Here is a 23412-nt window from a genome sequence, read left to right on the forward strand (position 1 = left end):
ACGGTTGCGTACGAACGGCACCCCGGAACGACGACGCCCGGCACGGAGTGCGCCGCCGCTGCCCACGGTCCGTGTCTGCCGTGGCTACGGCGCTCACGGACCGTGACGCCGGGGACCCGGGAGGTGGGGCCGTCCCCGCGACGGCCCGTGGAACCGGTCCACTGGCTGTGGGCTCCGTGCCGCTCCCGGTCGTTGCTGGTCGTCGGTGGTTGGTGTCGTCTTCGGCCCCGTCCGCGCCCCCGTCGGGTCCATCGTGTCCAACGCTCCGATCTGGAGACGGCCACGGTCGGACGGCACCACACCGCGTGGCATTTCATGGCGGAACAAGGACAGAGCGTGTGCTTTGCGGCCAAACCCCGGGTGAAGACCTGATCACAGCCTGTACCGTCGTCGCGCCGGCCGACGGCGGCAACTGCGACCGTACGGCCTGGGGTTACTCGGTGTCACCGACGGAACGCGCCGTGGTGCGGTGCGCCGGCGCCTGGCGCCGCGGTCAAGGATTCGAACTCCCCCGCCGGTCCGAGCCGGTGGTCCCTTGAAAGTAGGTCTGATGACGTCCTCCACAGACCGTCGCCCCACGCCCAACACCACGTTCCGCGCGCTGCGCGGGGCGCTCTCCCCGGGGGAGTTCGCCTCTCAGGTCCGCCGCGCGGCTCGGGAGATCGGTGAACAGGTCTCCTGCGACGCCCGGTACATCGGACGCGTGGAGTCAGGGGAGATCCAGTGCCCCAACTACGCCTACGAACGAGTGTTCCGGCACATGTTCCCCGGACGCACGCTGCGTGACCTCGGGTTCGTTCCCCGGGAGCTGGTGCGCGGCCGACGGACAGCCGCGGAGCTCTGCCTCGTCAACCCCGCGTCCGGAGGCGTCCGCCCGGGGACGCTGCGGCCCTGGCTGATCGACGTGGAGGACGGCGCCCCCCGGCAGGACGCGCCGGACGCGTACGACCCGTGCGACTTCGACTCCTGCGTCACCGACGCGTGCGAGGGGGCGGCGGACGAGCTGCGCCGCGCCTTCCTGGCCGGCGGCCCCCCGGAGCACGCCGTCCAGCAGGTGGTCCGCCAGATCAGGCTGTTGGACGACCAGCACGGCGCCGACGCGTTCTACGGGCGCGCCGGGCGCTCCCTGCACACCGCGTACCGGCTGCTCGAGGAGGGCGCGCACAGCCGCCGCGCGGCGAGCCGACTCCACGTCGAGACCGGTGAACTCGCGCTGTCCGTGGGCTGGCTGGCCCATGACTCGCTGCGCCCGGACCAGGCCCGCTCGTACTACTCCGAGGCGTTGGCCACCGCCCAACTGACCGGTGACCGGGGGCTTGGCGCCCACGCGTTCTGCCTCACCGCCTTCCTCGCCCGCGACCTGGGGCGGTACCGGGAGGCGGTGCACGCCGCCAGGGCCGGGCAGCACGCCGCCCGGCACCTGGCCTCCCCCCGGCTGCTGGCGCTGCTCGCCCTGCGCGAGGCGGGCGGTCTGGCCGGGCTCGGCGACCGGGCCGGGTGCGAACAGTCCCTGGCCCGCGCCGAGCGGCTGTTCGCCAAGGGCCCGCGCGACGCCGACCCCGAGTGGATGTGCTTCTTCGGCAGGGCCGAGTTGGCGGGGTTGGAGGCCCAGTGCTGGTCACGGCTCGGTGACTTCGCGAGGGCCGCGGACCGGGCCCGACGCGCCGTTGACCTCCAGCCCTGCCACTTCGCGCGGAACATCGCCCTGTTCACCGCCGAGCTGGCACATGACCTGACCGGCCGCGGCGAGATCATCGAGGCGGTCCACCACTGCTACCGGGTGCTGGAACTGCTGCGGAGACAGGTGGACTCGGCGCGGATCCGCGCCATGCTGGTCACCACGGTGCGCGCGCTGCGGGCCCACCAGTCGGTCCCCGACGTGGCGGCGTTCCTCGAGGCCTACCAGGCCTACCGCCAGGAGCGCGCCCTGCCCGTGGCGTCCGTCTAACCCTGGTCCACGGCGGGCAGCACCCCGGTGCGCGCCACCTCGGAGTACCAGCGGGCACTGGCCTTGGGAACGCGTCGCTGGGTCAGGTAGTCGACGTACACCATGCCGAACCGCTTGCCGTAGCCGTAGGCCCACTCGAAGTTGTCCAGCAGCGACCACTGGAAGTAGCCCCGCACGTCCACCCCGTCCTCGATCGCCCGGTGCACGGCGTCCAGGTGGCCGTGGAGGTAGCGGATGCGCTCCGGGTCGTGCACCGCGCCCTCGGGGGTGACGTAGTCATCGAAGGCGGCGCCGTTCTCCGTGATCATCAATGGTAGTCCCGGGCGGTCCCGGTGCACCCTGCGCAGCAGGTCGTGGAGCCCACTGGGGTCCACGACCCAGCCCATCGCGGTCTGCTCGCCGGGCGGCCGGTGGAACGCCACGTGGTCGGAGCCGGGCCAGGGGGAGTGGTCGCTCGGGAGGTGGCCGTCCGCGCCGCGTTCCCCCGTCAGGCCCGAGGACACCACCGTCGGCACGTAGTAGTTGACGCCCAGGAAGTCGATCGGTGCGGAGACGCACGCCAGGTCGCCGTCCTGGACGAAGGCCCAGTCGGTCAGCGCCGCGGTGTCGGAGAGCAGGTCCTGCGGGTAGGCCCCGTCGAACAGCGGGCCGGTGAACACCCGGTTGCTCAGCGCGTCGATCCTGCGCACCGCGTCGGCGTCCCCGGCGCTGTCGGTGAGCGGTCGCACCTCGTGCAGGTTGTGGGTGATCGACACCTGGGCGGTGGCGGGCAGGGCCGCGCGCAGCGCGGACACCGCACGGCCGTGCGCCAGGTTGAGGTGGTGGGCGGCGCGCAGGGCGGCCACCGGGTCGGTGTGGCCGGGGGCGTGCACACCCGAGCCGTAGCCGAGGAAGGCGCTGCACCACGGCTCGTTGAGGGTGGTCCAGATCGGCACCCGGTCCCCGAGTGCCTCCGCGACCAGGGCGGCGTACTCCCCGAACCGCTCCGCGGTGTCCCGCTCCGGCCAGCCGCCGGCGTCCTGCAGGGCCTGCGGGAGGTCCCAGTGGTAGAGCGTGGCGACGGGGGTGATCCCGTGCGCGAGCAGTTCGTCGGTGAGCCGCTGGTAGAAGTCGAGGCCGGCGGGGACGGCCGGGCCGCGCCCGGTGGGTTGCACCCGCGGCCAGGAGACGGAGAAGCGGTAGGCGCCCAGGCCGAGTTCGGCCATCAGCGCCACGTCGTCGCGGTAGCGGTGGTAGTGGTCGACGGCGGTGTCCCCGTTGTCGCCGTTGCGGACCTTCCCCGGGGTGCGGCAGAAGGTGTCCCAGATCGACGGGCCGCGGCCGTCCTCTGCGGCGGCCCCCTCGACCTGGTAGGCGGCGGTCGCCGCGCCCCAGAGGAACCCGGTGGGAAAGCGGCGGTCGGGGCCCGCCGGCTGGTTCTCGGGCGTGTCCCCGGTCAGGGGACCGTCGTTGCGGGGGCGGGTCCCGGTCGTGGACCGGGGCTGGTTCTGGACGGGGTTCATCGAGGACTCCTTCGTGGGGCACGGGATCGTGCCGGAGGACGGGGGGGGACGCGTCCCGGGGACCTGTGGAACGGCATGTCGTCCCGTGTGTCGGCAGCGCGCGGGGACGCGGACGCAGGGACCGGACCGGGGCGGTGTGGACGGGGGCGTGGAGGGACGGGTGGGTCTCGCCATTCACCCCTTGACCGCGCCCTGCATGATGCCGCCCACGATCTGTTTGCCCAGGACGGTGAAGAGCAGCAGCAGCGGGAGGGTTCCGAGGAGGGCACCGGCCATGATCACCGACCGGTCGGGTACGTACCCCTGACCGAGCTGGCTCAACGCCACCTGGACCGTCGGGTTGTCCGAGTTGAGCGCGATCATCGGCCAGAACAGGTCGTTCCAGGACTGGACGAAGGTGAGCATCCCGAGCACCGCCATGGCCGGCCTGGCCACCGGCAGCACCACGTGCCAGAAGATGCGCAGCGAGTGGGCCCCGTCCACGCGGGCCGCCTCGACCAGCTCGGTGGGCAGCGCCTCGGCCAGGTACTGCCGCATGAAGAACACCCCGAACGCGCTGACCAGCGTCGGCATGATGACGGCCGGCAGCTCGTTGCTCCACCCGATGTCGCTCATCAGCATGAACAGCGGGACGACGCCGAGCTGTGGCGGCACCATCATGGTGCCGATGACCAGCATCAGCAGCACGTTGCGGCCGGTGAACTCCAGCTTGGCGAAGGCGAACCCGGCGAGCGTGGCGAAGAGCACCGTGGCCAGGGCCACCGTCCCGGCGACCAGGAAGGTGTTGGCCAGGGCGGTGCCCATGTGGACCTGGGTGTAGGCCTCCTTCAGGTTGTGCGCGAGGTTCGACCCGGGGAGGAACGGCGGCGGGGTCTGCGTGATCCGGGTGTTGGACGTGGACGCGGCCACCACCGTCCAGTACAGGGGGAACAGCGAGAACAGGGCCGCGACGGTCAGCACCAGGTAGGTCAGCGGCCCGCCGTGCATCTGGCGGCCGGCCCCGGGGCGCAGCCGCAGGCGGAGACGGGCCCCCGGCCGTGGTGGCCGGGCGGGTTCCGGGACGGACGCCAGCCGGGGCGCGGTGTCGGTGGTCATGGACGCTCCCGATGGTCAGGCCCGGCGCAGCAGGCGGGTGATGAGGGCGTGGACGGCGGCGATGGCGACCAGGATCAGGAACATCGCCCAGGCGATGGCCGCGGCCCGGCCGAGGTGGAACAGCCCCCATCCCTGCTGGTAGAGCAGGACACCCAGGGTCTGGTACTGGCCGTCGGTGCCGCCGCGGGCGCCCGCGGTGCCGCCGAACAGCAGCGGTTCGCCGAACAACTGGGTCGCGCCGATGGTGGAGACGACGATGGTGAACAGGATGGTCGGCCGCAGCGAGGGGACGGTGACCTTGCGGAACTGCTGCCAGCGGGACGCCCCGTCGATCGCCGAGGCCTCGTACAGCTCGTTGGGGACGGCCTGCATGGCGGCGAGGTAGATCAGCGCGTTGTAGCCGGTCCAGCGCCAGGTGACGATGGTGGCGATGGCGATCTGCGAGGTCCACCGCCCGGCCTCCCAGTCGATGGGGGAGACGCCGAAGACGTCGAGGAACCAGTTGATCATGCCGAAGTCACGCCCGAAGACGAGCGCGAACACCAGGGTGCCGGCCGCCACCGAGGTGGCGTACGGGGTGAGGATGGCCACCCGCCAGAACGCGGAGGCGCGCAGTTTGTAGTTGAGCAGGTGGGCCAGGCCCAGCGCCATCAGCAACTGCGGAACGGTGGAGATCACGCCGATGGTGAAGGTGTTGGTCAGCGCCTTCCAGAAGCGGTCGTCGCCGAGCATGGTGGTGTAGTTGTCCAGGCCCACCCAGGTGCGCTGGTCCTGCGTGCCCAGCTCGACCTCGTGCAGGGAGATCCAGCCGGTGTAGATCAGTGGGTAGAGGCCGAAGGCCGCGAAGACCGCGAAGAACGGTGCGACGTAGGCGTACGGAGCGGCCCTGAAGTCCAGCCAGTACCGCAGGGACCGCTGGCGGCGCGGTGCGTGCGACTCGGGCGCGGGCGGTGGTGCCGGGGTGTCGGTGAGGGTGGAGGTGGCCACGGGGGCGTCCTTCCGGGAAGAGGGCGCGGCCGAGGGGGCGGTCCGCGCGCCCCGCCGCTCCACGCCGCCGTGGGGCCTGGAGTGACGGGGGCGGCAGGCCGCGCCCGCGGAAAATCAGCCCAGGACGTCCTTGTCAATGGTCTCGACGGTGGACTTCCAGGCGTCGTCGGGGTCCTTGCCCTGCTGTTCGACGAGCTGGATGCCGTTGGAGACGTTGTCCTTGATCGCGCCGTCCTTGGGGCCGAGGACGGTGACCGGGATGGACGTGGCCGACTCACTGAAGATCTTGCCGCTGGGGGCGCCGTCGAAGTACTCCAGCGTGGCACCGGAGACCTCCGGCGCCTCCATGGCCTTGGACGAGGACGGGAACAGGCCGTTCTTGGCGAAGAGCTTGGCCTGCTGCTCCGGGGCGGTCAGCCAGGCGGCGAGCTCCTGGGCCTCCTTGACGTGCTTGCCCCCCGAGGGGACGGTGAGGAAGGAGCCGCCCCAGTTGGCCCCGGCGGGGGGAGCGGCGATGTCCCACTTGCCCTTGTTCGCCTCGCCCGCCTTGTCGCTGATGTGCGCGGTCATCCAGGCGGGACAGACCACGGTGGCGAACCGGGAGTTGGAGAACCCCTGGTCCCAGGCGGTGTCGAACTGGCGCAGCTTCGCTGTGAGGCCGGCCTCGGCGGCCTCGGTGGACAGGTCCCAGGCCTTGGTGACGAGGTCGTTGTCCTTGTAGATGACCTTGCCGTCCGCGTCGTAGTACTGCTTCTCGGACGACGCGATCATGGCGTTGTAGAGGCCGCTCGCGGTGTCCATGAAGGCCACGCCGTCGTCCGGGTAGTCGGCCTTGAACTTCTTCCCCGCCTCGACGTAGCCGTCCCAGCCCGACTCCCACAGCGCGGCGACCTGCTCGCGGTCACTGGGCAGCCCCGCCTTGGCGAACATGTCCTTGCGGTAGCACAGGGCCATCGGGCCGATGTCCGTGCCCAGTCCGATGACCTTGCCGTCGGCCGCCTTGGCCTGTTGCCACTTCCAGGGCAGCCAGTCGCCCTCCTTGACACCGGGCGCCTTGGACATGTCGGTGAACTTGGCGGCGTGGGTCTCCACCACCTCGCGGATGCGCCCGACCTCGACCGCCTGGATGTCGGCGAGGCCCGAGTTGGCCGCCAGTCGGGTCTGCAGGGTGCGGTAGTAGTTCTGTTCGTCGGAGGGCGAGGTGTACTTGATCTTGATGTCGGGATGGAGCGACTCGTACTCCTCGAACAGCCCCGCCTCCTCGTAGGGCATGGTGCCGAACAGGCCGAGGTTGAGCGTGACCTTGCCGCCGTCACCGGAGTCGTCACCGTCGTCGCCGCACGCGGTGGCGAGCGTGGCGAGCAGGATCGCCGAGACGGTCAGGGCGGTGCTTCTGCGGGTTCGCTTGTGGACGGTGAGCATGCATCACTCCTCGTGCGACCGCGCGGCGTTGTGGCAGGGCCGCCCTGCGGCGCGGGTGCGGGTTTCGGGAACGTTGGAGGGACTGGTCGGGCGCGGTCGCCGGTACGGGCGGCGCGGTCGGTAGTGAGCGGGTACTACTCGTGCGAACGGGAGCGCTCCCATATAAATCGCTATGCTCCTGAAGGGAACATGTGGGAGAGTGGGCGTCTCGATGGGAGCGCTCCCATCTATGTTGGGGAAAGACTCGTACCGTGTGCGTTGCGCTGTCAAGACGTCACGGCACATGGTTTCCGGAACGATGACCACCGAGGGTGTTGACGCGCAGTCGGCGGGGGACCAGCCCACCGCCGCGGCAGGTTCACGGCAGGCCGACCGCGAGGCCGGGGGAACGAGGTACGCAGATGAGTCAGCCGGGTGCGGTGGGACGCCGGCCCACACTGGAGGCCGTGGCCGCCCTCGCCGGGGTCGGCCGGGGCACGGTCTCCCGGGTCATCAACGGCTCGCCCAGTGTGAGCGAACGGGCCAGGGCGGCGGTGGAGAGCGCCATCGCCGAACTGGGCTACGTGCCCAACCGGGCCGCCCGTTCCCTGGTGACCAGCAGGACCGACTCCATCGCCCTGGTCATCCCCGAGCCGGAGACCAGGCTCTTCGCCGAGCCGTACTTCTCCGACATCATCCGCGGGGTCAGCGGCGTGCTGGCGGACACCGACATGCAACTCCTGCTCACCCTCATCCGCACCTCGCACGAGCGGCAGCGACTGGCCCAGTACCTGACCGCGCACCGGGTGGACGGGGTCCTCATGGTGTCGGTCCACGAGGACGACCCGTTGCCCGACCTGCTGGACCGGATCGAGATGCCGGCGGTGCTCTCCGGACGGCGCTCCGACCTGGAGTCGGTCAGCTACGTCGACGCCGACAACGTCGCCGGCGCCCGGTCAGCGGTGCGGCACCTGCTGCGCCGGGGCTGCCGCGCCATCGCCACCGTGGCCGGTCCGCCGGACATGTACGTGGCCAGGTGCCGGCTGGACGGCTACCGGCAGGCGCTCGCCGAGGAGGGCCTGGAGCACTCCGACGACCTGGTCGCCACCGGCGACTTCACCGAGGACAGCGGTCGCGCCGCGATGCGGGCCCTCCTGGAACGCCGACCCGACGTGGACGGGGTCTTCGCCGCCTCCGACGTGATGGCGGCGGGTGCCCTGCTGGTGCTGCGGGAGTCCGGTCGGTCGGTGCCGGACGACGTGGCCCTCGTCGGCTTCGAGGACTCGGTGGTGGCCCGGCACACCGACCCCCCGCTGACCAGCGTCCGCCAACCCACCGAGGAGATGGGGCGCACCATGGCCCGCCTGCTGCTCGACGAGATCTCCGAACCGGGGCGGCTGCGCCGGCAGGTGGTGCTCCCCACCGAACTGGTCCGCCGCCAGTCGGCATGAGGGGCCGGCCGACCGGCGGCGGGGGGCGCGGACAGGGGGCGGGTGTGACGGCTGCGCGCCTCGTCCGTTCGGCGTCGCGCCTGCCAGCGCCTAGATATCCCGCCTGACCCGGTCCTTGGCGTTCCGGCTCCCGTCCCGCACCCCCGTTCCGCGCTCGGCTCGTTCCCGCGTCCCGGGGGACGCCTCGAGTTCCGACTTCAGCGCCGCCAGCCGCGACCGCCAGAACGCCTTGGACTCGGCCACCTCGTCGGGGCCGGAGAGCCGGTCGTGCTCCAGGGCCACCACGCTCTTGGCGTCGCCCTTCCCGGAGAGGGTGACGTAGATCCGGGTCCGGCCGTCCAGCCAGTCCGCGCGCAGTGACCTCGGCGCGGTGGCGGTGCGGATGGTCAGCTCCCCGACCAGCCAGCGCGCCCGCCGCCCAGGATCGGCGAACGCCTCGAACAGCCGCTCCACCGACACGTTGACCGTCCTGCTGCAGGTGGTCCGGAACCGTCCGTCGCTCGCCTGCCCCGGCACCCGCAGCCCACGTGCCTGCTCGTAACTGACGGTGACGCTCTGCGCCCACCAGCCCGGCACCCCGTGTTCCACGGTGAGCCAACGGGCGATCTCGGTGTGCGTGCGCCGTGCCGCGTCCCAGGCGTCGAGGAGCGCGAACCACTCCTGGCGCCCACGGCCGGTGGCCGCGCGCACCCGCTCGTCGGACACCGTGTCGCTCGTCGCGGCCGGGGTGTCGCCGCGCCCAGCCGGGGGTGGCGTGGCCGGCTCGGCATGCTCCGTGTCGTGGCCCGGCGGCCGGGCCGACCGCTCCAGGAGCTGCCGCCGTGCGGCGGTGTAGCTCTCCCCGGTCTTTCCCATCCGGGACCTGACGCGCGCCTTGAACGACCTGCCTCGGGTCATCATGTCCACCTTGCCCCGGCGCGGGCGAAGGACTCACGCTCCACCGCACCTCACCGGACAGGCGAACGGACAGCCAGTCGGCGCCCCGAGAACACCAGGTCCCCTTTACCCCCACAGGGCCCGGTGGCGTGAGCACCGGAACGGAGGTCAGGCGCGGGACGGCGCCGTCCGCCCACAGTAGGCGAGGGGGACCGAGGGGTGCAATGCCCTGCGCGGGGCTCGGGGTCGGTTCCCCGGGCCCCGCTCGGTCGGCGTGCCCGGTCAACCCGACAGGGACGCCGGCCCCGGCGTGTGGGCCGCGGCCAGCTCCGCCAGCCTGGTCACGGTGTTCCAGTTGCGCGCCGTGCACGTGCCCGGGGCCCGCCGTTCCACCAGCTTGGGCAGTTTGGCCCGGTGGATTCCGTCGGGCAGGTCCAGGTAGACCTCCCGGCCCGTGGCCCGCATCCGCTCCGGGGCGAAGGCCGCCGGGTCCACCTCACCGAGCCAACCGGGGCTGACCGGCTCGCTGAGGAACACCACCAGGAACCGGGCGGGGTCCGACACCGCCAGCGGATTGCCCTCGACCACCGTCCGCAGCTCCTCGGCGGTGCGCACCGTCACCGCCACCCGGCGTCCCAGGGCGTCCTCGAGCTGCCCCTCCACCGCGGCGGCTACCCGTTCCGGCTGGCCCTCGGCCGCGGTGAACACGGCGTTCCCGCTCTGGAGGTGCGTCACCACGTCCAGATACCCGAGCCCGGTGAGACACGCCCGCAACTCCGCCATGGAGACCCTGTTGCGGCCGCCCACGTTGACCCCGCGCAACAGCGCTGCATACCTGGTCACACGCATGGTCCTCCCCGTCTGTGGTGACACGCGTCGGGACCGGGACGGCCCAGGCCCGGAGCGGGATGCGGAACGGTACCAGCACCCATGGGCAGAAAAGAACACAGCGCTGACCGGTCTCCCGGGTCAGCGCTGTGATTATCGGGGTGGACGACGGGACTCGAACCCGCGACCACCTGGACCACAACCAGGTGCTCTACCAACTGAGCTACGCCCACCATCGGCCCGCACTCACCGGTGCTGGCCGAGAAAAAGTGTACAGGGTCGTACCGGGTGCTCGCTCCAGGCTTTCCGGGGGCCACCGGGCGTTGTGCCGGACGGCGCTCAGGACCGCGGCAGGACGTGCTTGGCCGCGATGGCCCTGGCCGTGTCGGTGTCCGGTCCGGGCTGCGGGACGAAGACGGCCTCCCGGTAGTACCTCAGCTCGGCGATGGACTCGCGGATGTCCGCCAGCGCGCGGTGGTTGCCGTTCTTCTCGGGGCTGTTGTAGTACGCCCTCGGGTACCACCGGCGGGCCAGTTCCTTGATCGAGGAAACGTCCACGATCCGGTAGTGCAGGTGCCCCTCGAGCGCGGGCATGTCCCGGGCGAGGAAGCCGCGGTCGGTGGCGACGGAATTGCCGCAGAGCGGGGCCTTGCGCGGTTCGGCCACGAACTGGCGCACATAGGCGAGCACCCGCTCCTCGGCCTCCGCGACGGTCACCCCGTTGTCCAACTCGGCCAGGAGCCCCGAGGCGGTGTGCATGTCGCGCACCACCTCGGGCATCTGCCGCAGCGCCTCGGCGGGGGGGCGGATCACGATGTCCACCCCCTCGCCCAGGATGTTCAGCTCGGAGTCGGTGACCAGGGCCGCCACCTCGACCAGGGCGTCGTGGCGCAGGGAGAGGCCCGTCATCTCGCAGTCGATCCAGACCATGCGGTCGTTCATACGTCTCACCCTACGGCGCGGTCACGCTGTCCCGGGAGCACGGGTCCGCGGCCGGGCCGTGCCGGCATGCCCCGCCCCGGGGCGGCCGACTCCGCGCGGCCACGGTGCCTCCCTCCTTCCGGCTGGTCGGGGCGGCCCACGGGGGCGTCCGCCCAGGCGTGCTGCTCCGGAACCCTGGTCGCGTACGTGTCGGACTGCGGTTTGCCCGACCCGGACCCACCCGCGGCGTCCGCCCGGTCCACGGCGTCCTCCTGGCCGCGCCGGGACCGGTAGGCCGCCCGGTACGACGCTGGGGAGGCCCCGAGCTGCCGGCGGAAGTGTCCGCGCAACGCCACCGGGGAGCGGAAGCCGCAGCGCTGCGCCACCTCGTCCACCGAGTAGTCGGAGGTCTCGAGCAGCCGCTGGGCCTGCAGGACCCGCTGGGTGATGAGCCACTGCAGCGGAGCGCTCCCAGTGAGCGAACGGAAGCGCCGGTCGAAGGTCCTGCGGCTCATGTAGGCGCGGGCGGCCAGGGTCTCCACGTCGAACTGCTCGTTGATGTGCTCCAGTGCCCAGGCCACGACCTCGGCGAGCGGGTCACCACCGATCTCCTCAGGTAATGACCTGTCCAGGTAACGCTCCTGCCCGCCCGGCCGGCGGGGTGGGACCACCAGCCGGCGCGCCAGCGCGCTGGCCGCGTCCACCCCGTGGTCGGTGCGGACCACGTGCAGGCACAGGTCGATCCCCGCCGCGGTGCCGGCGCTGGTGAGCACGTCGCCGTCGTCCACGAAGAGCTCCCTGGGGTCCACGTGGACCGTCGGGTACCGCTTGGCGAGCGTCGGTGCGTACATCCAGTGCGTGGTCGCCGGCCGGCCGTCCAGCAGTCCGGCTGCGGCCAGGACGAACGCCCCGGTGCACAGCCCGATGATCCGCGCCCCTTCCTCGTGCGCCCGGCGCAGGGCGGCGAGCGCCTCGGCGGGCGGAGCCTGGGAGATCGACCGCCAGGCCGGGACGACGACGGTACCCGCACGGGCGACGGCGTCCAGGCCGTGTGGGGCGGTCAGCTCGAGTCCGCCCGTGGTGCGCAGGGCCCCCTCCTCGCCGGCGCACACCAACAGCCGGTAGCGCGGCACTCCGGCGTCCTGGCGGTCCACGCCGAAGACGGACAGGGGAATGGAGCTCTCGAAGATGGGTCCGCCGCTGAACAACAGCACCGCTACCACTTCGCGGCGCCGACGTGCGGAAAGTTTGCGCCCCGCGGCGCCGATCGCTGATGTCACGGGGCGGGGAGACACAACCGCACCATCCGGTGCAATACCGGTCATGGAGTCCTGGCTCATGGCCCTAAAGCCCCCCTCGCTTGTTCCGCCTCCAGCGCCGGTAGGCCCGCTTATCCGGGAAGCCGGCGACTGGCTCTCCAGTCATGCATCTCTGTTCTCCCCCGACGTGTTGCCCAAGATCGAATCTACTGCGTTCGAAGAGGTTGGTGTGACAAGTTCACCACTCACCGCTATGTCGACATGGACACGTGGCGTGAAGCATTCGATCACGAACTGTTGCATTGGTGGGGCTTGGAGGGAAGTGGGCCTAAGTCCGTCTTCCGTGGTGTGGAGGGACCTTGCCCGGTCCCGGCAGTGGTCGCCCGGGGCAGCACCCCTGTTCGGACAGCATGCGGGGAACGGTTGTCGGCCGTCTGGAAGTTGGCCGAAAAAAGAGGGTGGTGGTCGGACTCTGGCGCGTTCGCGCTAGGTCGTGCGCCGGCGTGAGCGCCCCCTCCTCCGTGCGCCGTGTTCGGCGTCTCGATCGGTGTACTGAGCGGCGGCGAGGTCCCGGAGGAGTCCCAGACGGAGTTGCCCGTCGGAGTTCCCGGTGGGGGTGGGTGCGGAAGGTCTGCGGCAGCGCCTGCCGCGGACCCGGGGGAAGGTGCCTGTCGCTGCCCCGGGGCGCCGGCTCGGAGGCGGTCGACGGGCCCTGGCCGGAAGGGTCGGCTGGGGTCGGGGTTCCGGGGGCAGGTCAGGGGCCGGCGGGAGGAGGCCGGTGGGGCCGGGGCCCGGGCGGTCCCGGCGGTCTCGCTGGGAGTGGTGGGGCGCGTCCGGTGGGGTGCCGGCGCACTCGGTGGCGCCGCGCCGGCCCGTGCTACCGGGTGTCGCACCCAGGTGGCCGGTCACCGCGAGTGCCCGGACATCGTCTGTCCTGTGACACGGCGCGCGGCCGAACCGCGGGTGCGTGAGAATGTCACCCCGGCCAGGTTGGGACAACCGGCCCATTGCGGAATTGCCGCTCCTCCGGCATGCTCCGTGCACGACCTGAAGCGGGGGCGGTCGCGGGGTGTCGCACGCCCCGGCAAAGGCAGACGAATCGCAGGATTCGTACGCTATGCGCCTATGCCGGGACGTTGTGTCGCCGTACTCTGGGGGTAAGAGACCAGGGAAGGCGATTCCTAGCCCTTCTAGCTTCAACAGTCCTGTTCCGCCGAGACATTGGCCCAACGCCGAAGCGACCTCAGATGGCCGGTTACGAGAATCCCGACCCCGCAGACGGCAAGAAGCCGCTCAAGCCCCTGGCCGACCCCACATCGGGACCGGAGGCGGCGAGCGAGCCCGATCCAGCCTGCGACCCGGCGTTCCAGCATGGAGTGGTAGTGGGCTTCGACGGCTCGCTGTCCAGCGAACGCGCACTCGCCTACGCCATCGGGATAGCCCGGAGATCCGGGTCCGGTCTGGTCATCGTGCACGTGGCCAACCGGCTGCCGGCCACGGTGTGGGCGGGCTGTGAGCCCCCGGTCTTCGTGGACATCCCCGACCACCGCACCGAGGTGCTGGGCCTCGAGCTCGCCTGTGCGGACTACCTGGAGGAAGTGCCCTGGATTCTCGTCGAGCGCGGCGGTGACATCTGCCACGAACTCGAGGAGGTGGGCAGGGAGTACGCTGCCGACGCGATCGTCGTCGGCAGCACTCATGGCGTCATCGGCAAGATCTTCGGTTCTGTCGCCGCCCGTCTGGCGCGAAGGGCCCAACGCCCCGTGATCGTGGTGCCGTAGGACCCAGGGGAGCACATCGCCGGTCGCGTCTCCGGCGGGGCGAACAGGGAGCCGGGCAGGCCGCCCGCGGCACGCCCTCGAGGAGGGCGTGCCGGACAGGAGGGACAGCTCAGCCGGTGAGGCCCAGCTCGCGGGCGATCAGCATCCGTTGGACCTCGCTGGTGCCCTCACCGATCTCCAGGATCTTGGAGTCACGCCACATGCGGGCCACCGGGTACTCGTTCATGAAGCCGTAGCCGCCGTGGATCTGCGTGGCCTCTCGGGCGTTGGTGACCGCGATCTCAGACGAGTAGAGCTTGGCCAGTGCGGCCTCCTTCTTGAACGGCTCCTCGTGCAACAGGCGGGATGCCGCGTCACGCCAGGCCAGCCGGGCGGTGTGCGCCCGCATCTCCATGTCAGCGATCTTGAACTGGATGGCCTGGTTGTCGCCGATGGGCCGGCCGAACGCCTCGCGGGTCCTGGCATAGGTCACGGACTCGTCCACACAGCCCTGGGCCAGCCCCGTGGCGAGGGCCGAAATCGCGATCCTGCCCTCGTCCAGAATCCGCAGGAACTGGGCGTAGCCACGGCCGGGCTCCCCCAGCAGATTGGCTGCCGGAACCCGGCAGTCGTCGAAGGACAGCTCGCGGGTGTCCGAGGCGTTCCACCCGACCTTGCTGTACTTCTTGGCCACGGTGAACCCCGGAGTACCGGACGGCACGATGATCGAGGAGATCAACGGGCGTCCGTCGGGCTTGCGGCCGGTGACCGCGGTGACGGTGACCAACCCGGTGATGTCGGTCCCCGAGTTGGTGATGAAGCACTTGGTGCCGTTGATCACCCACTCGTCGGTCTCCGGGTCCAGGCGGGCCGTGGTCCTGGTCCCGCCCGCGTCCGAACCGCACTCCGGCTCGGTCAGTCCGAAGGCGCCCAGCATCTCGCCCGAGCAGAGCTTCGGCAGCCAGGTCCGCTTCTGCTCGTCGGTGCCGAACCGGTAGATCGGCATGGCGCCGAGGGAGACCCCGGCCTCCAGGGTGATGGCCACGGAGGAGTCCACCCGGGCCAGCTCCTCAAGGGCCAGGCAGAGGGCGAAGTAGTCCCCGCCCATCCCGCCGTACTCCTCCGGGAAGGGCAGGCCGAACAGGCCCATGCGGCCCATCTCCCGCACGATCTCGTAGGGGAACTCGTCCTGCTCGTAGTACTCGCCGATCTTCGGGGCCACCACGTCGTGAGCGAACTGCTCCACGGTGCGGCGCAGCTCTTCGTATTCGGCGTCGAGGCGGTGGTCGAGAGTCATGACTCTTGCTCCTGGTGAGGGGAGAGGGCACGGACGGTGCGGGACGGGCTCGGTCGTCCCAGCCGCTCAGCCATCCACACGCTCGTGGCGGTGAGGCGGCCGAGATCGACGCCGGTGTCGATGCCCAGTCCGGTGAGCATCCACACCAGGTCTTCGGTGGCGAGGTTGCCGGTTGCGCTCTTGGCGTACGGACAACCACCGAGGCCTCCGGCGGAGGCGTCCACCGTGGTCACCCCGCGCTGGAGGGCGGCGAGGGTGTTCGCCAGGGCCTGGCCGTAGGTGTCGTGGAAGTGCACCGCGACACGCTCCACCGGGGTGCCGCCGAGGACCAGGGCGTCGAGCAGCGCCGTGACATGCCCCGGGGTGGCGACCCCGATGGTGTCACCCAGGCTCAACTCGTCACAGCCGAGCCCCAGGAGGCGGTGGCAGACCTCGGCGACCCGGGACACCGGTACCGGGCCCTCCCAGGGGTCGCCGAAACACATCGACAGGTAGCCGCGCACCCGTAGCCCCGCCTCCTTCGCCCTGGCGACGACCGGCGCGAACATCGCCAGCGACTCGTCCACGGTGCGGTTGAGGTTGGCCTTGGCGAAGGACTCCGTGGCACTGCCGAAGACCGCGATCTCGGTGGCGCCCAGAGCCAGCGCGCGGTCGAGCCCGCGCTCGTTCGGGACGAGCACCGGGAGCCGGACGCCGGCGTCGGCGAGGGCGGTCAGCCGTGGCATCAACTCCTCGGCGTCGGCGAGCTGCGGCACCCATCGCGGGTGGACGAAGCTGGTGGCCTCGATGGTGGTGAGCCCCGCGGCGGCCAGCCGTTCGATGAACTCGGCCTTCACCTCGACCGGCAGCACCGCCTTCTCGTTCTGGAGCCCGTCGCGCGGCCCCACCTCGTGGATGCGGACCCGCGAGGGCAGCCCCTCGACCGGCACGGCCATGGGCAGTCCACTGCTCACCGCTGCTCCCCTCCGGTGGAATCCGCGTGCGGAACGACCACGGCGAGCAGCTCGTCCATCGCCACCTGCGCGCCGCTGCTGACGGTGAGCCGGGTGAGGACGCCGTCGTGCGGGGCGGCGATGACGTGCTCCATCTTCATCGCCTCGACGACCAGCAGGCCCTGGCCAGCCGTGACCTCGTCACCGACCGAGGCCTTGACCACGGTCACGGTGCCGGGCATCGGCGCGGTCAGGCTGTCCTCCCCGCCGGTGGCCACCCCGCGCAGCGTGGCCTCAACGGGGTCGTGGGTGCGCACCTGCCAGGTGTCGCCGTCCCGGCCCAGCCAGTCGCCCCGCTGGTGGAAGGTGTGGGTGACGCCGTCCCAGAGGAGGTGGAGTCGGCCGTCGGTGCCGGCCCGCAACCGGGCGGCCACCGGCGCGGACTCGCCCACCGCCACCTCGGCGGAGTCGGCCCTGCCCCGGACCCGTACCGTCATGGGGTCCGCTCCGGCCACCCGCAACTGGTGGACCGTCCAGGCGTCCTCCCCGATCCGCCAGCCGGTGGGCACGGTGAACGGGTCCGTCCACCCGACGCTGTCCGGCTCCAGCGCGAGCTGCCTGGCCAGTGCCGCGGTGCCCCACACCTCCGCGGGGACCCCGGGCTCCACCAGGGCGTCGAGCTCCCGCTCCACCAGGCCGGTGTCCAACTCGCCGGCGACCACATCGGGGTGGGCCAGCAGCCGGCGCAGGAAGCCGATGTTCGTGGGGACGCCGAGCACCACGGTCTCGGCGAGGGCGGCCCGCAGTCGGCGCAGCGCGGTCGCCCGGTCGGGTCCGTAAGCGATGACCTTGGACAGCATGGGGTCGTAGGCGCTGCCCACCTCGGTGCCCTCGACCAGCCCCGAGTCGGTGCGCACATCGGAGCCCTGGGGCTCGCGGAGGGCGAGGACGGTGCCTCCGGAAGGGAGGAACCCCCGGGAGCCGTCCTGGAGGGACACCGACTCGGCGCACACCCGGGCCTCCACGGCGTGCCCGGCCAGCCGCACCCGCTCCTGCTCGAGGGGGAGCCGTTGACCAGCGGCCACCCGGATCTGCCACTCGACCAGGTCGAGGCCGGTCACGTACTCGGTCACCGGGTGCTCCACCTGGAGCCGGGTGTTCATCTCCATGAAGTAGTACGCCGCCGGGTCCCCCCCGGGAACGATGAACTCCACGGTGCCCGCGCCGGTGTAGCCGCACGCCTTGGCGGCCCGCACCGCGGCGGCCCCCATCGCCTGCCGGGTCTCCTCGTCCAACAGGACGGAGGGCGCCTCCTCGATGAGCTTCTGGTGGCGGCGTTGCAGGCTGCACTCCCGCTCGCCGAGGTGCACCACGTGTCCGTGGCCGTCGGCCAGCACCTGGATCTCGATGTGCCGGGGCCGGTCGATCCAGCGTTCCAGGAGCAGGGTGTCGTCACCGAAGGCGCCGCGTGCCTCACGCCGCGCGGCAGCGATCTCCTCGGGGAGCGCGGACAGGTCCCGCACCAGCCGCATGCCCTTGCCGCCACCGCCAGCCGACGGCTTCAGCAGCACCGGAGTGCCGATCCGGCCCGCGGCGGCCATCAGCTCGGCATCGCTGAGGCCCGTGCCACTGCTCCCCGGGACCACGGGCACCCCGGCCGCCCGCACGGTCTCCTTGGCGCGGATCTTGTCGCCCATCAGCTCCACGGCGTCCGCCGGGGGGCCGATGAAGGTGAGTTGGGCGTCGGCGCAGGCCCGCGCGAACGCGGCGTTCTCCGCGAGGAAGCCGTATCCCGGGTGCACGGCCTGGGCGCCGGTGCGCCGCGCGGCGTCCAGGAGCCGCTCCGCCGACAGGTAGCTGAGCGCCGCCGTGGTGGGGCCGATGTGCACCGCGGTGTCGGCCTCCCTGACGTGGCGGGCGTCGACGTCGGCGTCGCTGTGCACGGCCACCGAGCGGATGCCGAGGCGGCGCAGGGTGCGGATGATCCGTACGGCGATCTCCCCGCGGTTGGCCACCAGAACGGTGTCGAACAGCCCGGCGCCGTCTCCCGCTCGCGCGGTGGCGGTGCCCGGAACGCCGGGCGGCGCGTCGTCTCGGGGGCTGTGGACCGCCCCGGGCGGGCTGCTGGTGCTGGTGGGGGCGGCGGCCGGGCCCACGGGGCCTGACGAGCCGGTGGTACCGGTGTTGGTGCTGGTCACGACGGGATTCCCCTCACATCCGGAAGACGCCGTAGCCGGGCGCGGACGGGTCACGCTGTGGGATGGGCGCGTTGGCGCACGCGGTCAGGGCGAGGCCGAGCACCGTGCGGGTGTCCATGGGGTCGATCACGCCGTCGTCCCAGAGCCGGGCGGTGGCGTAGTAGGCGTTCCCCTGGGTTTCGTACTGGGCACGGATGGGCGCCTTGAACTCCTCCTCGTCCTGCGTCGGCCAGGACTCGCCGCGGGCCTCGAGCTGGTCACGCTTGACGGTGGCGAGCACGGAGGCGGCCTGCTCCCCGCCCATCACCGAGATCTTGGCGTTGGGCCACATCCACAGGAAGCGGGGGGAGTAGGCCCGCCCGCACATCGAGTAGTTGCCGGCACCGTAGGAGCCGCCGATGACCACGGTCAACTTGGGGACCCGGGTGCAGGCGACGGCGGTGACCATCTTGGCGCCGTGCTTGGCGATGCCGCCTGACTCGTACTGGCGACCCACCATGAACCCGGAGATGTTCTGGAGGAACACCAGGGGGATGCCGCGCTGGTCACAGAGCTCGATGAAGTGTGCGCCCTTCATCGCGGACTCGCTGAACAGGACGCCGTTGTTGGCCACGATCCCCACCGGATGACCGTGGATCCGGCCGAAGCCGGTGACCAGGGTGGGCCCGTACTCGGCCTTGAACTCCGCGAACCGGCTGCCGTCCACGACCCGAGCGATCACCTCGCGCACGTCGTACGGGGTGCGCGGGTCCACGGGGACCGCCCCGTACATCCCCGCCGGGTCCACCTGCGGATCTTCCACCGGGGCCACGTCCCACGGCCGTGGCGCTCTGGGCGCGACGGTGGAGACGATGGTGGAGACGATGCGCAGGGCGTGCTCGTCGTTCTCCGCGAGGTGGTCGGTCACCCCGGAGATCCTGGAGTGCACCTCGCCCCCGCCCAGCTCCTCCGCGGTGACCACCTCGCCGGTGGCGGCCTTCACCAGTGGCGGGCCACCGAGGAAGATCGTGCCCTGGTTCCGCACGATGACCGCCTCGTCGCTCATCGCGGGGACGTAGGCGCCGCCCGCGGTGCAGGAGCCGAGAACGGCGGCGATCTGTGGGATGCCCCGGGCGGACATGGTGGCCTGGTTGTAGAAGATCCGGCCGAAGTGCTCCCGGTCGGGGAAGACCTCGTCCTGCATGGGCAGGAAGGCCCCTCCCGAGTCCACCAGGTAGACGCACGGCAGCCGGTTCTCCAGCGCCACCTCCTGGGCCCGCAGGTGCTTCTTCACCGTCATCGGGTAGTAGGTGCCGCCCTTGACGGTGGCGTCGTTGGCGATCACCATCACCTCGCGGCCGGAGACCCTGCCGATGCCGGCGATCACGCCCGCGGCCGGGGCCTGGCCGCCGTACAGGCCGTCCGCGGCGAGCGGGGCGAGCTCCAGGAACGGTGAGCCGGGGTCCAGGAGGGTGTCCACCCGGTCCCGGGGCAGCAGCTTGCCCCGCGCCACGTGGCGGGCGCGGGAGCGCTCCCCTCCGCCCTGCCGGGCGGCGGCGAGCTTGGCCCGCAACTCGGCGACGAGCGCGGCATGGGCCTCGGTGTTGCTCCGGAAGGCCGCCGAGGCCGCGTCGGCCGTGCTGCCGAGAACGGGGGCACGGGTGTTCCCGGGGGCGAGGACGGTCTGCTGTCCCATCGCCGGCTCCTCAAGTTCGCTGGTGAACGGCATCGTTGACTAAACGGCGTCGTTGGCTGAACGCCGTCGTTGGCTGAACGGCGTTGTGGGCCGAACGGCATCGTTGGCCGAACGGCGTCGTTGGCCGAACGGCGTCGTTGGCCGTATGGCTGTCAGGGCGTGTCCGCTGGTAACGGCCGACCGGAGGCCCGGGTCACGCCTGTGCGGCGGTGCGGGTGCGTGGTCGGTGCTGCGTGTCGAAGTGCGCGGTCCAAGTGCGTGGTCGAAGGTGCGAGGTGGTGGTGCGAGAGCGAGGTGTTAGTGGTCGTTAACGTCCGTTCAGGTTAACGCACACTAACTCCGGGTGTCTACAATGGTCAGATGTCCAGTTCCGTGACCGACCAGACAGGCGGGACCGACCGGGGTGACGACCGGGCGGACCGCGCTGGCTCGCGCCGTGAGCAGATCCTGCGCGAAGCCGCCCGGCTGTTCGCCTCCCGCGGGTTCCACGGTGTCGGGGTGGACGAGATAGGCGCCGCCGTGGGGATCAGCGGTCCCGGCCTCTACCGGCACTTCCCGGGCAAGGACGCGATGCTGGCCGAGCTGCTCGTCGGCATCAGCGGGCGGCTGCTGGCCGAGGGCCGGCGGCGCAGGGCGGCGGCGGGGGACGCCGGGGACACCCTGGACTCGCTGGTCCGTGGCCACATCGACTTCGCCCTCGACGATCGGCCGCTGATCACCCTGCACGACCGCGAGCTGGACCGGCTGCGGGACTCCGACCGAAAGCTGGTGCGGCAGCTCCAGCGCCAGTACGTGGAGCTGTGGGTCGAGGTGGTCCGCGAGGTGCACCCGCACGTGGCGGAGGCCCAGGCCAGGGCCGCGGTGCACGCGGTCTTCGGGCTGCTGAACTCCACACCGCACAGCGCCGTCCCCCGCGGCGGGGCCGTGCCGGACCGCACCGCGATGGCGGACCTGCTGCACCGGCTGGCCCTGGGCGCCTTCTCGGCCGTCGGCGGCGAGTAGCCCCCGCCGGCCGGCGCGGGCCCCACCGGTGAGCGCACCGCGACGCGGTGTATCGTTACTGTCCCCGCGGCCGTTCCGCGGACTGTCCCGAGGCAAGGGAGGTTGATGAACATGGCCCGCCAGCCAGTTCCTCAGCATGTCCTTGTCCGGGTCGCACGGGGATAACCAGCGACCCGGTCGTCCAGAACGACCAGGAGCGTCGCGTGTCTCCCTTCTTCCGCACCGGTAACGACCTGACCACTGACCGCCTGTTGCTGCGGCCGTGGTCTTCCGACGATCTCACCGCCGTCCTCGACGGCACCCGACTGCCGCACTGGGCGGAGGACTTCCCCGCCGAGGGAGACCGGGTCATTGCCGGCTTCCTCACCGAGCGACCCGAGGGCCTGCACGAGTACGGCCACCGCCTGGTCGTCGAGCGGTCCAGCGGGCTGGTCGTCGGGTCCATCGGCCTGTTCTGGCCGCCCAGTGAAGGCCTGATCGAGATCGGGTACGGCATCGTCGTGTCCCGGAGGGGCCGCGGCTACGCGTCCGAGGCCACCCGTGCCCTCGTGGCGTTCGCCCTGACCGCACCCGGTGTGCGCGGCGTGCAGGCACAGACCGATCCTTCCAACCCGGCATCGGTCCGCGTGCTGGAGAAGGCGGGGATGCAGCGCTGCGACGGCGATGCGTCCGCCGTCCTGCTCCGTTTCCGCACGGCGACGGTTCCGCCCCGCCCGTAGCCCTCCTGTGGGCAACTCCGCGGTGGGCCGCCGGCACAGGACCACCACCATCACCACGAAAACTGACGAACGGACGTCTTCACATCATGAGCCACACGTGGATCACGCGCGCCGAGACCGGCGCCGACATCCCCGCCATTCGTGACATCGACCTCGCTGCGTTCGAAACCCCCCTGGAAGCCGACCTGGTGGAGGCGCTCCGCGCCGACTCCTCCTGGATCGACGGCCTGTCCGTCGTCACCACGGACCGGGACGGACGACCCGTCGGCCACGCCCTGCTGACCCGTTGTCACATCGGCGACGCACCGGCCCTGTGCCTGGGGCCCGTGGCGGTGCTCCCCGAGCACCAGGGCACCGGCGTCGGGTCGGCGGCCGTCCGTGCCGCGCTCGAGGCCGCCGACGGGATGGGGGAGGCCCACGTCGTCGTGCTGGGACACCCCACCTACTACCCCAGGTTCGGGTTCGCCCCCGCGTCCCGGTACGGCATCCGGGTGACCATCGACGTGCCGGACGAGGCGCTGATGGCGCTGACCCTGCGTGCCGACCGACCGCTCCCCGGCGGAACCATCCGCTACGCGGCGCCGTTCGGCATCTGACCGGAGGGGCGGGGGTGCGGTCGCACCCCCGCCCCGTCCCCGTACCCCTTGCCGCCCCCGCCCCGTCCCCGCGCCTCCCGCCTACCGGCACCGGGCCGTTCGGCCGGGGCCGCCCCGGGCGTCGGCGCGGCCGGACGGCGGGCGGATCACTCCTCGTGGAGCAGCCCCGCGGTGTCCAGCAGGTAGGCGGTCATCGGTGCGTAGAACTGCGGCGGCACGTTGTCGTCCAGCGGTACCACCGCTGCCAGGGTTCCCTCCGCCTCGCCCAGGAACAGCGCGGGGTCGTTGCAGTCCGCGAAGCCCACCGTGCTGATGCCGCACTGACCGGCGCGGCCCGCCCAGCCGTGGTCGGCCAGGACCAGGTCCGGCAGCGGCTCGCCGTCCTCCTCCAGCGCGGCCAGGATCGTGGCCATCGGTTCCGGCGAGTGGGTGTGCATCAGACTGCCCTGGCGGTGGATCATCGCGACGTCGCCCACCTGGCGGATGTCGCCCTCGTCCGCGTAGAGCTTGCGGGACGGCAGCGCGTACAGGGTGCAGCCCACGGCCTTCAACGCGACGGCCACCGCCTGGTGGACGGGGAGCAGCCCCGCCGGGTGGCCGGTGGCGACCAGCACCCGGTGCCGGCCCTCGGCGGCCTTGCGCAGGGCCACCGCCATCCGGTCGAGGGCGTCCACGGTCAGCTCGGGATCGATGGTGTCCTGACCCACCCGGTAGTCGGGGTCGGCCACCACGCCGCAGCGTTCCGCCATGACCGAGAGGACGGCGTGCTCGTCCGTCCAGCGGTCACCGAACTCCAGGCCGAGCCAGTAGTGACGGTTTCCCTCGACCAGTTCCTTGTAGTGCGCGCGGTTGTTCTCACGGGGAGTGGCCACGTCGCCGGCTATCCGGGTCCTGACCAGGTGATCGATGAGCTGGGTTCGGGTGGGGACGGGGGCGGGGACGGGAGGTGTCGACATGCTGACATT

At 71.6% G+C, this 23412-nt stretch carries 19 protein-coding genes and 1 tRNA gene; 6 read left to right on the top strand and 14 right to left on the bottom strand.

Annotation, left to right across the window (positions count from 1 at the left end; genetic code table 11):
• Positions 1 to 550: 550 nt before the first annotated feature.
• Entirely contained in the window at positions 551 to 1948 is a 1398-nt protein-coding gene (locus tag A3IG_RS0109830; protein WP_018383390.1) for a hypothetical protein, read from the top strand.
• Here the strand turns inward: A3IG_RS0109830 and A3IG_RS0109835 are convergent.
• The 4 genes from A3IG_RS0109835 to A3IG_RS0109855 all read right to left on the bottom strand — a co-directional run bounded on the left by A3IG_RS0109835 (position 1945) and on the right by A3IG_RS0109855 (position 6954).
• The gene (locus tag A3IG_RS0109835) at positions 1945 to 3450 is read right to left on the bottom strand and encodes a GH1 family beta-glucosidase (RefSeq protein ID WP_018383391.1); all 1506 of its coding nucleotides are present in this window, start codon (positions 3448 to 3450) and stop codon (positions 1945 to 1947) included. The two genes, A3IG_RS0109830 and A3IG_RS0109835, sit on opposite strands and share 4 nt — an antisense overlap.
• 174 nt (positions 3451 to 3624) lie before the next feature.
• Complete coding sequence (locus A3IG_RS0109840) at positions 3625 to 4545, bottom strand: carbohydrate ABC transporter permease (RefSeq protein WP_018383392.1); 921 nt, start codon at positions 4543 to 4545, stop codon at positions 3625 to 3627.
• A gap of 15 nt (positions 4546 to 4560) precedes the next feature.
• A complete protein-coding gene (locus A3IG_RS0109845) occupies positions 4561 to 5532 on the bottom strand; it encodes a carbohydrate ABC transporter permease (protein ID WP_018383393.1) in 972 nt (323 codons plus the stop codon).
• Between the two features lie 114 nt (positions 5533 to 5646).
• Complete coding sequence (locus A3IG_RS0109855) at positions 5647 to 6954, bottom strand: ABC transporter substrate-binding protein (protein ID WP_018383395.1); 1308 nt, start codon at positions 6952 to 6954, stop codon at positions 5647 to 5649.
• Positions 6955 to 7355: 401 nt separating this feature from the next.
• On the opposite strand from A3IG_RS0109855, the gene A3IG_RS0109860 reads away from it, so the two are divergent.
• Complete coding sequence (locus A3IG_RS0109860) at positions 7356 to 8384, top strand: LacI family DNA-binding transcriptional regulator (RefSeq protein ID WP_018383396.1); 1029 nt, start codon at positions 7356 to 7358, stop codon at positions 8382 to 8384.
• Positions 8385 to 8474: 90 nt separating this feature from the next.
• On the opposite strand, the gene A3IG_RS29210 is transcribed toward A3IG_RS0109860, so the two are convergent.
• The 5 genes from A3IG_RS29210 to A3IG_RS0109885 all read right to left on the bottom strand — a co-directional run bounded on the left by A3IG_RS29210 (position 8475) and on the right by A3IG_RS0109885 (position 12349).
• A complete protein-coding gene (locus A3IG_RS29210; protein ID WP_018383397.1) occupies positions 8475 to 9281 on the bottom strand; it encodes a DUF4287 domain-containing protein in 807 nt (268 codons plus the stop codon).
• A 261-nt stretch (positions 9282 to 9542) separates the two neighbouring features.
• Complete coding sequence (locus A3IG_RS0109870; RefSeq protein ID WP_040911157.1) at positions 9543 to 10109, bottom strand: DUF1697 domain-containing protein; 567 nt, start codon at positions 10107 to 10109, stop codon at positions 9543 to 9545.
• 139 nt (positions 10110 to 10248) lie between these two features.
• Positions 10249 to 10321 (bottom strand) — tRNA-His (locus A3IG_RS0109875).
• Positions 10322 to 10427: 106 nt separating this feature from the next.
• Positions 10428 to 11030, bottom strand: coding sequence for an oligoribonuclease (gene orn / locus A3IG_RS0109880; protein ID WP_018383399.1), 603 nt, complete (start codon positions 11028 to 11030; stop codon positions 10428 to 10430).
• Positions 11031 to 11035: 5 nt separating this feature from the next.
• Positions 11036 to 12349, bottom strand: coding sequence for a GlxA family transcriptional regulator (locus A3IG_RS0109885; protein ID WP_078500237.1), 1314 nt, complete (start codon positions 12347 to 12349; stop codon positions 11036 to 11038).
• A gap of 1166 nt (positions 12350 to 13515) precedes the next feature.
• Between A3IG_RS0109885 and A3IG_RS0109890 the strand changes: the two genes are divergently transcribed.
• Entirely contained in the window at positions 13516 to 14049 is a 534-nt protein-coding gene (locus A3IG_RS0109890) for a universal stress protein (protein WP_026220090.1), read from the top strand.
• Between the two features lie 109 nt (positions 14050 to 14158).
• Here the strand turns inward: A3IG_RS0109890 and A3IG_RS0109895 are convergent, their stop codons facing one another.
• From A3IG_RS0109895 to A3IG_RS0109910, 4 genes are all read right to left on the bottom strand, one after another.
• The gene (locus A3IG_RS0109895) at positions 14159 to 15325 is read right to left on the bottom strand and encodes an acyl-CoA dehydrogenase family protein (RefSeq protein ID WP_018383402.1); all 1167 of its coding nucleotides are present in this window, start codon (positions 15323 to 15325) and stop codon (positions 14159 to 14161) included.
• Positions 15322 to 16260: a hydroxymethylglutaryl-CoA lyase gene (locus A3IG_RS0109900; protein WP_040911169.1), complete on the bottom strand. Its 939-nt coding sequence runs from the start codon at positions 16258 to 16260 to the stop codon at positions 15322 to 15324. The genes A3IG_RS0109895 and A3IG_RS0109900 overlap by 4 nt, the downstream gene beginning before the upstream one ends.
• A 14-nt stretch (positions 16261 to 16274) precedes the next feature.
• Positions 16275 to 18290 carry an acetyl/propionyl/methylcrotonyl-CoA carboxylase subunit alpha gene (locus A3IG_RS0109905; protein ID WP_026220091.1) on the bottom strand — a complete coding sequence of 672 codons (2016 nt, stop codon included), beginning with the start codon at positions 18288 to 18290 and terminating at the stop codon, positions 16275 to 16277.
• A 178-nt stretch (positions 18291 to 18468) separates the two neighbouring features.
• Positions 18469 to 20130 (bottom strand): carboxyl transferase domain-containing protein, encoded by a 1662-nt coding sequence (locus A3IG_RS0109910; protein WP_026220092.1) that lies wholly within the window; start codon positions 20128 to 20130, stop codon positions 18469 to 18471.
• A gap of 360 nt (positions 20131 to 20490) precedes the next feature.
• Here A3IG_RS0109910 and A3IG_RS0109915 point away from each other — a divergent pair, with 360 nt between their 5' ends.
• The 3 genes from A3IG_RS0109915 (at position 20491) to A3IG_RS0109925 (ending at position 22447) form a co-directional block, all read left to right on the top strand.
• Positions 20491 to 21132, top strand: a complete 642-nt coding sequence (locus A3IG_RS0109915) for an SACE_7040 family transcriptional regulator (protein WP_018383406.1) — start codon at positions 20491 to 20493, stop codon at positions 21130 to 21132.
• A 203-nt stretch (positions 21133 to 21335) separates the two neighbouring features.
• The gene (locus tag A3IG_RS0109920; protein WP_018383407.1) at positions 21336 to 21851 is read left to right on the top strand and encodes a GNAT family N-acetyltransferase; all 516 of its coding nucleotides are present in this window, start codon (positions 21336 to 21338) and stop codon (positions 21849 to 21851) included.
• A gap of 86 nt (positions 21852 to 21937) precedes the next feature.
• Positions 21938 to 22447 carry a GNAT family N-acetyltransferase gene (locus tag A3IG_RS0109925; RefSeq protein WP_018383408.1) on the top strand — a complete coding sequence of 170 codons (510 nt, stop codon included), beginning with the start codon at positions 21938 to 21940 and terminating at the stop codon, positions 22445 to 22447.
• 146 nt (positions 22448 to 22593) lie between these two features.
• On the opposite strand, the gene A3IG_RS0109930 is transcribed toward A3IG_RS0109925, so the two are convergent.
• Complete coding sequence (locus A3IG_RS0109930; protein ID WP_018383409.1) at positions 22594 to 23403, bottom strand: phosphatase; 810 nt, start codon at positions 23401 to 23403, stop codon at positions 22594 to 22596.
• Positions 23404 to 23412: the final 9 nt, after the last annotated feature.

The sequence above is a fragment of the Wenjunlia vitaminophila DSM 41686 genome (assembly GCF_000380165.1).
Taxonomy (GTDB): Bacteria; Actinomycetota; Actinomycetes; order Streptomycetales; family Streptomycetaceae; genus Wenjunlia; species Wenjunlia vitaminophila.

What these genes read in the sequence shown, in the direction of transcription:
- A3IG_RS0109925 (WP_018383408.1), top strand. Translation starts at nt 21,938, where the DNA reads ATGAGCCACACGTGGATCACGCGCGCCGAGACCGGCGCCGACATCCCC.
- A3IG_RS0109890 (WP_026220090.1), top strand. Translation starts at nt 13,516, where the DNA reads ATGGCCGGTTACGAGAATCCCGACCCCGCAGACGGCAAGAAGCCGCTC.
- A3IG_RS0109900 (WP_040911169.1), bottom strand. Translation starts at nt 16,260, where the DNA reads ATGGCCGTGCCGGTCGAGGGGCTGCCCTCGCGGGTCCGCATCCACGAG.
- A3IG_RS0109860 (WP_018383396.1), top strand. Translation starts at nt 7,356, where the DNA reads ATGAGTCAGCCGGGTGCGGTGGGACGCCGGCCCACACTGGAGGCCGTG.
- orn (WP_018383399.1), bottom strand. Translation starts at nt 11,030, where the DNA reads ATGAACGACCGCATGGTCTGGATCGACTGCGAGATGACGGGCCTCTCC.
- A3IG_RS29210 (WP_018383397.1), bottom strand. Translation starts at nt 9,281, where the DNA reads ATGACCCGAGGCAGGTCGTTCAAGGCGCGCGTCAGGTCCCGGATGGGA.
- A3IG_RS0109855 (WP_018383395.1), bottom strand. Translation starts at nt 6,954, where the DNA reads ATGCTCACCGTCCACAAGCGAACCCGCAGAAGCACCGCCCTGACCGTC.
- A3IG_RS0109835 (WP_018383391.1), bottom strand. Translation starts at nt 3,450, where the DNA reads ATGAACCCCGTCCAGAACCAGCCCCGGTCCACGACCGGGACCCGCCCC.
- A3IG_RS0109915 (WP_018383406.1), top strand. Translation starts at nt 20,491, where the DNA reads ATGTCCAGTTCCGTGACCGACCAGACAGGCGGGACCGACCGGGGTGAC.
- A3IG_RS0109930 (WP_018383409.1), bottom strand. Translation starts at nt 23,403, where the DNA reads ATGTCGACACCTCCCGTCCCCGCCCCCGTCCCCACCCGAACCCAGCTC.
- A3IG_RS0109910 (WP_026220092.1), bottom strand. Translation starts at nt 20,130, where the DNA reads ATGGGACAGCAGACCGTCCTCGCCCCCGGGAACACCCGTGCCCCCGTT.
- A3IG_RS0109840 (WP_018383392.1), bottom strand. Translation starts at nt 4,545, where the DNA reads ATGACCACCGACACCGCGCCCCGGCTGGCGTCCGTCCCGGAACCCGCC.
- A3IG_RS0109830 (WP_018383390.1), top strand. Translation starts at nt 551, where the DNA reads ATGACGTCCTCCACAGACCGTCGCCCCACGCCCAACACCACGTTCCGC.
- A3IG_RS0109885 (WP_078500237.1), bottom strand. Translation starts at nt 12,349, where the DNA reads ATGAGCCAGGACTCCATGACCGGTATTGCACCGGATGGTGCGGTTGTG.
- A3IG_RS0109870 (WP_040911157.1), bottom strand. Translation starts at nt 10,109, where the DNA reads ATGCGTGTGACCAGGTATGCAGCGCTGTTGCGCGGGGTCAACGTGGGC.
- A3IG_RS0109895 (WP_018383402.1), bottom strand. Translation starts at nt 15,325, where the DNA reads ATGACTCTCGACCACCGCCTCGACGCCGAATACGAAGAGCTGCGCCGC.